This is a genomic window from Methanoregula sp. PtaB.Bin085 (assembly GCF_002067035.1).
Classification (GTDB): Archaea; Halobacteriota; Methanomicrobia; order Methanomicrobiales; family Methanospirillaceae; genus Methanoregula.
In genome coordinates this window covers 1-8,334 of sequence record NZ_MVQB01000011.1, presented here as the reverse complement: position 1 = coordinate 8,334, position 8,334 = coordinate 1, and the positions used below count along the sequence as shown (strand labels likewise).

General features: G+C 52.5%; 8 protein-coding genes. 7 read left to right on the top strand and 1 reads right to left on the bottom strand.

Annotation, left to right across the window (positions count from 1 at the left end; genetic code table 11):
• Positions 1-76 precede the first annotated feature (76 nt).
• Together A4E33_RS00685 and eif1A are read left to right on the top strand one after the other, a co-directional pair.
• Positions 77-715, top strand: a complete 639-nt coding sequence (locus A4E33_RS00685) for a LysE family translocator (protein ID WP_292345459.1) — start codon at positions 77-79, stop codon at positions 713-715.
• 130 nt (positions 716-845) lie between these two features.
• Positions 846-1,157, top strand: a complete 312-nt coding sequence (eif1A, locus tag A4E33_RS00680; RefSeq protein ID WP_292345462.1) for a translation initiation factor eIF-1A — start codon at positions 846-848, stop codon at positions 1,155-1,157.
• 233 nt (positions 1,158-1,390) lie between these two features.
• Here the strand turns inward: eif1A and A4E33_RS00675 are convergent, their stop codons facing one another.
• Entirely contained in the window at positions 1,391-4,501 is a 3,111-nt protein-coding gene (locus tag A4E33_RS00675; RefSeq protein WP_292345460.1) for an Ig-like domain-containing protein, read from the bottom strand.
• Positions 4,502-5,246: 745 nt separating this feature from the next.
• Between A4E33_RS00675 and A4E33_RS00670 the strand changes: the two genes are divergently transcribed.
• From A4E33_RS00670 to A4E33_RS00650, 5 genes are read left to right on the top strand one after another with little or no spacing between them, the layout of a single operon-like run.
• Positions 5,247-5,675 (top strand): hypothetical protein, encoded by a 429-nt coding sequence (locus A4E33_RS00670; RefSeq protein ID WP_292345458.1) that lies wholly within the window; start codon positions 5,247-5,249, stop codon positions 5,673-5,675.
• Positions 5,668-6,813 carry a hypothetical protein gene (locus A4E33_RS00665; RefSeq protein ID WP_292345457.1) on the top strand — a complete coding sequence of 382 codons (1,146 nt, stop codon included), beginning with the start codon at positions 5,668-5,670 and terminating at the stop codon, positions 6,811-6,813. Before A4E33_RS00670 ends, A4E33_RS00665 begins: the two co-directional genes overlap by 8 nt.
• On the top strand, positions 6,807-7,349 hold the full coding sequence (locus tag A4E33_RS00660) for a hypothetical protein (RefSeq protein ID WP_292345456.1): 543 nt from the start codon (positions 6,807-6,809) through the stop codon (positions 7,347-7,349). The genes A4E33_RS00665 and A4E33_RS00660 overlap by 7 nt, the downstream gene beginning before the upstream one ends.
• On the top strand, positions 7,337-7,720 hold the full coding sequence (locus A4E33_RS00655) for a hypothetical protein (RefSeq protein ID WP_292345455.1): 384 nt from the start codon (positions 7,337-7,339) through the stop codon (positions 7,718-7,720). The genes A4E33_RS00660 and A4E33_RS00655 overlap by 13 nt, the downstream gene beginning before the upstream one ends.
• Positions 7,698-8,159 carry a hypothetical protein gene (locus A4E33_RS00650; protein WP_292345454.1) on the top strand — a complete coding sequence of 154 codons (462 nt, stop codon included), beginning with the start codon at positions 7,698-7,700 and terminating at the stop codon, positions 8,157-8,159. The genes A4E33_RS00655 and A4E33_RS00650 overlap by 23 nt, the downstream gene beginning before the upstream one ends.
• Positions 8,160-8,334 lie beyond the last annotated feature (175 nt).

The following is an 8,334-nucleotide window of genomic DNA, read 5'->3' as shown; positions in this document are numbered from 1 at the left end:
AGACTCAAGATCTGTTCCCGAAGGGGTTCGCAGGTTCAACTCCTGCTTCTCGCATTGCTGAGTTCTCTGGTGCTGTATGGGTTCTGACCTCTTCCTTCAGGGAATGATTATCGGTTTTTCCATCGCTGCACCGGTCGGGCCCATCTCGCTGGTATGCATCCACCGTACCATTAACGGGGGACGCCTTCACGGGATCTGTTCCGGCCTTGGTGTGGCAACCTCGGACTCATTCTATGCAGCAATTGTATTTCTTGGCATGACCGCAGTCTCCGGTTTTATCCTCGCCTACCAGACCGCCTTCCGTTTCATCGCCGGGATTGCCCTCGTGTGTGCCGGTATCCTTGTCTTCAGGTCGGTCCCGGCTGCTGTCAGGAATGATTCCGGGGATCCGGACTCGTATTTCAGGGACTATCTCTCCCTCTTCGCTGTCGCAGTTGCCAACCCGTTTGCGATCATTGTCTTCATGACGATCCTGCCCGGGTTCGGTATTGTCGCACACGGGACAACCCTGATCGCAGCGGCCCCCTTTGTTGCCGGTGTTTTTACCGGCTCATCAGTCTGGTGGATTATCCTGTGCGGTTCGCTGGGATCGATCCGCTCACGGCTCAGCACGGATAACCTTGTCTGGATAAACAAGGCCTCCGGGACCCTCATTGCCGGTTCAGGTGCCGGCATGCTGGTTCTCCTTCTTGTCGCACCGGCCCTCCTCCCGTGAGTGTGTACGCACTCCGACACGGTCCGCGTTCCGGAACAGGATCCGGTGCCCTGCCGCCGGGCATGATTAAGTATATTTTCTTTCAGGCCAACAATTAAGCGATAAAAAACAGGGAAAAGGAGAGGTTGTACTGACAGACCATAAACCGGGTGCACCATCGCCGGGCGACGAGATCGTCCGTGTCAAGCTGCCCCAGAAACGGAACCGGGAGATGTTCGGCTGCGCCGAACTCATGATGGGCGCAAACCATATCCGGGTCCGCGGCTTCGACGGGGTTACCCGGATGGGCAGGATCAAGGGAAAGATAAAAAAGAAAGTCTGGATCCGGGAAGGGGATATCCTCATCATAATACCATGGACATTCCAGGACGAGAAATGCGATATTATTTACCGGTACACCGGCCCTCAGGTCGAGTGGCTCCGCCGGAATAATTACCTCTGAAGGTTGTTAATCCCCTCTTTTTTCAGCATCTTGCCGACGGTGGGATTTCCGGATTTGGTGGGGTATTCGTTATTCTCCCCTGATATTTTTTCAGTTTTTTCCGGGCGGAATTCTGTTTTGGGGATTTTTAGGCAGCATACACAATTGTACAGCTCCCGGTAATCCTCTGCCAGACAGAATAAGGTAATGACCTATCCTTCGCCAGGAATGTGATCAGAAAAACGTGGAAAAAGTTAATCGAGCTGGATATAATTCTCAGCAGTTGAAGTGCTCTTCTCCCACTGGTCCTCGCCCATTGAGGGGTTGGCATCCTTGTTCACGGCCTGGCCATAGACCTGGATAGAGTAATGGCCGTCAGGCCAGTTCTTGGTGTTGATGGTCATGCTTCTTGGTTTGTGATCACAGGCCGTCTCGAAGAACACCCCGCCAGGGGCCTGAACATAGTGGGAACCTTTGATATCCAGGTTCTTGTAGCTGACTGTCAGCTGGACAGAATCATTGCCATTGTAGGTGGTATCCCAGGAGACCGTCAGGATGTTCGGGTCAGGCCCGAGAACATCCGCGTTGACATTATCAACGAGAAGGGTATTGTTGCCGAACGGGACGTTGACCTTGGATTCGCGGATGGGGCATTCCCATTCTTCGATGAACTGGCAGTTCATCGCCCCGGTTGCTGCGTCCCGGAAACAGATCTTTGATGAGGTGTCGCCGATACCGAAGAGCGAAACCTTTCCTGCCTTGACAAGGTTCAGCCTGAAGTTGGTTGACCAGGTTTCGTTCAGCCGGATCTCGCCCACGTCGAACTCCATCTGGCCGCTGGTATAGTTCGCGGAATCATCGCGATACTGGGTGTACTGGATATTGGTCACGCCGGTCTTTGATACATTTATCTTCTTGATGAAGGTTGAGTCCGTCTCCTGGAGCGGGAGGCTCATGATCGGCTGGTACTGCATGTACTGGGTAATATCCCCACCTGTCACGTTGTTGATCTTCACCGAGCCGTAGTTGAGGACCACCTCGGTCTCGCCGCCGGCAACATCCTGCAGGTCACCGGCAATCTGGGAGTAAATCCCACCAAGATCGGACGGTGACGGAGCTGGGTAATATTTCCCGCCCGTCTGGTTGGCAAAGGTGGTCAGTTCACCCGAATTGACCGAACTTCCCAGGCCGATGGTATAGAGCGTGACGTTGTTTGCTTTCGCGTAATTGATGACGCTGCCCGTGCCGATGCCCGGCAGACTTAATGTACCGGATCCTCCTGCAGGTGAACCACCGGTGTTGTACTGCCCGTCGGTCAGCATGATCACCGCACTGACAGCTGTCGGCCGTTTGTTATCCACAATTTCCTTGACACTGTAGTACAGGCCCTCCCGCATGGGTGTTGATCCCGCGGGAACCATTTCGTTGATCGCGGCGTTGATGAGTGCAGCATTTGTTATAGGATTCGATGTCAGCGCGAGATCGCGTGAATACGTGTTCGAACCCGTGGCGCCGTAATTCTTGGGACTTGCGGGATAGTGCGCAGCAACGTATGCGACATCATCCGAGTTGGTGTTATCGATTCCCTCCCAACTGGTTACATATTGGTGACCTGCTGCTCCTGTCAGGTCCGCCCATCCGCTCCAGCCGGCGGTGTCCCCGAATGAAAAAAGCCCGACCCGATCCTTGCTGTCGTCCATCTTGGAGTTGAAGAGGATCGCAGCGTTCATGAGAGACACCATCCGGTCCGGATTGTCTTCCAGCATACTTCCGGACCGGTCATTCAGCAATACGACATCAATCGGTTTTGGCCTGAGGGCCGCACCATCACCCTTCAGGCTGAGACTGAAGTTGATCTGCTGGCCGACAACGGCATTGTCACAGGCATCTTTCGGGACAGTGATACTCAGGTACGGGTAGTTCTTGTACACGAACGTGACATCCTTGGTAACCGTACGCGTACCTGCTTTATTGGTCCAGGTTCCGGTGACTGTTACGATGCCGGTCGCAGTTGCATTATAATCGTCCGGCGTGAGATACGTGGCAAACGCGCCCGGCGTGAACGTTGCTGTGGCATATCCTCCCGTTGCGGTCGCGGCAGACCCGGGTGAGATTGTCGGTGCGGAGGTCTCGTTGTAAGGCCCGCCCGGGTACGTCGGGGTTCCGATGGTAAACGATACTGTCTCCCCGATTACAGAGTTGCCCTTAATATCAACCACCTTGGCGAGGACGGTACCGGTTGAAGTGGGATCCACATCAAGGCTGGCCATACCCTGCGGGTTCCCTGTCAGGACAAGATCGACCGGCTCGGTGTTGTGGAATTTCAATGTCTGGTTGCACTTACCAACCTCCCCAGTCGTGAGGCAGAGTGCAGATGTGTTGGCGAGTGCGAATGTTTCGAGCTCATAGGTGCTGGCGGTATCCTTGGGGCCGAAGGTGGCATAGAACGAACCCTCGTCCCCGCTCGTGTCCTCAAAGGATGTGCCGTCCGATGCTGTCAGCCGCATGGGTGTGTTGTTGATACCATTCATATACTTGTCGAATACGAAGGAGTACAGCCCGAAGAACGCAACACCGTCGGCGGGGATTTCATCTGAAGGGGGAGGGTGCGGGATATAGGTTATATATGCAGGCTCCGGGAGTGCAATACCCTCGACATAGCAGTCGGGGCTGTATGCCATGTTCCCGAACGGGCTCATGAAGATCCAGTTCTGGCCGGCCTTCTCCGAGATCCTGTACGGGACTGATGTGTTGCCGAAGGCGCCGGTCTGCGTCTGGTTGGAATAGCTGTAGGTCACCCCGTTGTAGAACCCGCTGTTCTGTCCCGACGACATAAAGAGATAGAAGGAATGTTGTTCAGCCGGGTTCAGGTTGTCCACGAGGTTTCCGTGAGAATCAAAAACAGTGACCACGAGATCGCTTGTCGTTCCTACCAGTGCCTGGTCAGGGGTGTTGAATTCTGCAGTCTGCGCCAGATCGTGATCGATTTTCTGGAGAAGGGTAATGACTTTTGTGTACGACCCCTCAGCATCTGAAGATTTGATTGTTGCCGTGATCGTAGCAGTACCACTTTTCGTGCCGGTGATAAATGTACTGGTTGCAATACCGGCAGCGTTGGTTGTTACCGTTGCCGGGCTCATCGATCCATATGCGGAATTATCAACAGAAAAGACAACCTGTGCACCGGGTACCGCCGGTCCGGACATGTTCGTTGCCGTGACGGTTATTGTCGCTGTATCATACCCGTTTGCAACGGGCCATTCCTTGCCCGATGTTATCACACCAACATCCGCCACAAACGCCGGGACCGTCCCGATAAGCAGGAACACCCCCAGCAATATTAAAAAACCAGCGTTCGCTCGCATTGCCAACACTCTCGAAACATAGGATGCGTTCGCAACATATATAAAGATTCTCATTTTTAAAGCATCAAGGAAAATGGCCCGATTCATAAAATAAATAATAATTACTCTCCGATCTCACATCTCTGCATACTACCGGCAGTTTTTTAAATCATTTCCTGTCCCGGAATCATCTGATAGATCGAAAAGTGATGGAAACCTGAGTAGTTATCAACCAACACTATTGACCAGGTACGTGATGGTATTTTCTCAATACATTTCATAGTATTGTTCCGGTTTCCTGCCATCACCAATGAACCGGAATGATCGTTCACGAACCGTTCTTGCAACCGCGGTAAAAGCCTGCGGTATAAGAGGACATGAAAAAAATAACGTATCCGGCATGCCCGGTTTTCCAGCACCCGGTTAAATGTTTGGATCCCTGCTTTTGATCCATGATTCTGCCAAGAATTCTACCACATCTTGATAAACCAAAATTTATATCCCACTTCTGACCTATAATGCCTAAGGATTACCCATGAGGAGATCGGCCGCTGTATTTTTTGTCGTTTTGCTGGTTCTTGCCAGTTGTTCTATTGCCGGATGCAGTTCGCTTCCTTTTTCCGGTGGAGCGGCCGCGACCCCGACCCCCCAGAAAGAAGCAGGTACTGGTGCTCCGGCTTCAGGCCTTTCCCGGGAGCCGGTACGATCCGCAGTATCAGAACGGCTGGATCTCAACAGTACCATTCAGCGGATGTTTACCGGGGATGTGTTAAATGATGAAGACAGGATCGCGGCCAACGAATCTCCGGTAAAAACAATGCCGGAGAAAAAATTCAAGGCGATTCGTGGCAGGGATCTTGATGAGAACGGATATGCCCGCAGCTGGACATTTGTTATCGAACACGGGGATATTTATTCAGTTGTCATGTTCTCCGGAAACAAGGTACAGGTGTCAGACAGCCCGGGTATGCTCAGCCAATCAGTTATTGACACCAGTAAGATCATGCTCCCCCGCGAACTCTTTGACAAGAACCGTGCAGTAATCTCCAACACAACCCGGACGGGAATACCCGTTACCCGCGATCTTTCGATCAGCGATGGAAGGGCCACTCTCACGATCAGGGGCAGCAGCGGTGTCACCCGGATCCTGGTATTCGACGCAACCACAGGAGTGCTGAATTCCTCAAATGACTGACGATGACGGAAATCTCTCCATCGACTTCCTCGTGGCATTCACGATATTCATGATTGCATTCATCTGGGTGGCAACGCTGGTACCAAACCTCTTCATCGGGGTGTCCAGCCACCAGATCGATTTTGATTCGGTTGCGTATCGCACCAGTGTCATTCTTGCAGAAGATCCCGGTGCGTTTTCAACCGCTTCCAGCACCCACACACGGTGGGAGTTCGAGCCGAATTCCGGTAAGGACAATATCCAGCGGTTTGGTCTTGCAATCTCCAAAGAAACTCCGAATGTGCTGAGCGAGGTCAAGGTGAAGAGGTTTTTTGACAACACAGTGTTCCTGGAAGAGGATTACCGGACCAAAGCTATCTTCGGCGACTACCCGTACCGTTTCAACATATCCCTGAAAGAAGAGGGAAAAGATCCCCTTTTTGTCGGGGACTGGAAAATACCGGAGAATTACGGATATATCCGCAAGCAGGTCAGGATTAAGCATTTCAGTAATGCAACGATAGACAAGACCGATGTGCAGAAATTCAGACTCAACAACCATGATACCAGCAGCCTCATCCAGGATGGCAATGTCACGGAACACGACTTTGTTATCCAGATTAACCGGTCCAAGCTCCTGTATGATAACCTGACCACACCTGTTATAAACCCGAATTTCGACGTGGCTTACCGGATCGATCCGCGGACAGAGGAGATCAATATCACCATCCAGGACTTCCATGAATCCCCGCCGGTCGGCGCATGGGTTGCGCCCCGGTGGGCAAAGATAGAACTTGGGTGTGTGACCCTTTCCCAGACCATATCTGATGAAGGGGAGGCACCCACCCAGCTGCCCTCCGAGTTGTACAAAGATTATGTATACCATAACATGGTGCAGGAAAATCCCCCGTTTGAACTCGGGCTGGACGATACGCTCTCCGTTATCTTCAAGCCGGGCTTCTTTCCCCCGTCCTATGACCGCGGATCGATCTATGTGAAATTCAGGTTCAACGCAACAACGAATTATGATGGAAATCCCATTTATGGGCTTCAGTATCTCAACACAAGCCAGTCCCATCCATGGGAACTCACCTACAACACCACCGAAGTCACCCAGCCGGTTCTGTCTAACGCAGTGATGGAGGTGAAGATATGGTAAACTCCGGCGGGCAGCTCTTTACCATCGAAGGGATCGCCGCAGCCCTTATCATGCTGGCAACGGTCTTCATCATCGTGAACACCACCTCGGTCTATACTCCCGGGGATACCCATATCAACGATATGCAGCTAGAGGTCATCGGTACCGATGCCCTGAAAGCGCTGAACTATCCGGACAACGGCACGTTCGGCAAAAGTCCTCTGGTCATCCTTGTCGAAAACCAGGACGGCAGCGGGTTCTACACGGCCTTCAACAACTCGCTGAACAACCGGACCGGCGAAAACCGGGACAACATCCAGTTCATGGCGAATATTACCTACATGAACCGGACGGGGATGATAAACAGCACTCCCCTGAACGCGTCGCGTGCACTCTATGGTGGTGAGCACGCGGTGCGTGTCTCCCAGTGGATCATCGTTGACAGCTACAATGGTGCAGCTCTCCCGCCCTACAACATCTTTCCCGAATGCCTCAGCGCACCATCATGTGCAGGGAAGCACGCAGCACTTGTGGAGGTACTGTTATGGCGCGACTGAGTGACGAGACCGCCCAATGGATTGTCCTGATGGGATTCATCGTGAGTTTCTCCCTGTTCTTCCTTGCCATCATGCTGAATCAGTCAACGGTTGTCGGCCAGACAACGGCTGAGGCTGTATCGGAATTCCCCAAGGAGGATATCCGGGGGGTGAGGAACGTGGTCATCCAGTCCATGTTCATCGATCAGGAAGGCAATTTCAACAACAGAAGCCATGTTCAGAGTGAGATCAAGAACATTTCGCTGGCGCGGCAGAATGCGGTCGTGTATTTTTCCGATCCGGTATACGATGCCAACGGGACATTCGCCTATTATTTCATCCACTACAACAACGGGGTGAGTGCGTATAATGAAACGTGGACATTCCCATAAAAACCAATCCTGCGACGAGGGGGTTGCAAACATGATCGAATATGTCATGATCACCGCGGTCATCATGACCCTCTTCATCGTCATGCTCCTGCAGGTTCATGCCAATTTCGTCAAGATCCCGACCGACACGATCACCTATTCCGCGTTCACGGATATCGGTAATGGTCTTTCCACCCGTATTGTGGATGTGTATGCCATTGCGCCGGATACCGGAAATATCTCATCCAGTTTTGACCTGCCGGATGATATCGGCGGCAGGAGTTATATCGTTGAGATCAGCGGGAGCAAGAAAGGCCAGACCGTTGACATCTGGCGCGATGATATCAGGGCCGAGATGGCACTGGCAGGGATCGGCGCCTCCAAATACGGGCAGGCCAAGGGAAACACCACCGGTGCGGGCGTCAACAGGGTACGATTTGACTCGGAGGGATTCACATGATAAACAGGACAGGACAACGAACGAATGATGACGGGGTATCGGAATCCATCGGTTTCCTCCTGATCTTCACCATGGTAATTGTCGGAATCGGGCTGGTTACCCTGTACGGGTATCCCATGCTTCTTCGGGAACAGACCAGTGCAGATACGCAGATCATGCAGAAGAACATGATCGT

What these genes read in the sequence shown, in the direction of transcription:
- A4E33_RS00685 (WP_292345459.1), top strand. Translation starts at nt 77, where the DNA reads ATGGGTTCTGACCTCTTCCTTCAGGGAATGATTATCGGTTTTTCCATC.
- A4E33_RS00675 (WP_292345460.1), bottom strand. Translation starts at nt 4,501, where the DNA reads ATGCGAGCGAACGCTGGTTTTTTAATATTGCTGGGGGTGTTCCTGCTT.
- A4E33_RS00665 (WP_292345457.1), top strand. Translation starts at nt 5,668, where the DNA reads ATGACTGACGATGACGGAAATCTCTCCATCGACTTCCTCGTGGCATTC.
- A4E33_RS00660 (WP_292345456.1), top strand. Translation starts at nt 6,807, where the DNA reads ATGGTAAACTCCGGCGGGCAGCTCTTTACCATCGAAGGGATCGCCGCA.
- A4E33_RS00655 (WP_292345455.1), top strand. Translation starts at nt 7,337, where the DNA reads ATGGCGCGACTGAGTGACGAGACCGCCCAATGGATTGTCCTGATGGGA.
- A4E33_RS00650 (WP_292345454.1), top strand. Translation starts at nt 7,698, where the DNA reads ATGAAACGTGGACATTCCCATAAAAACCAATCCTGCGACGAGGGGGTT.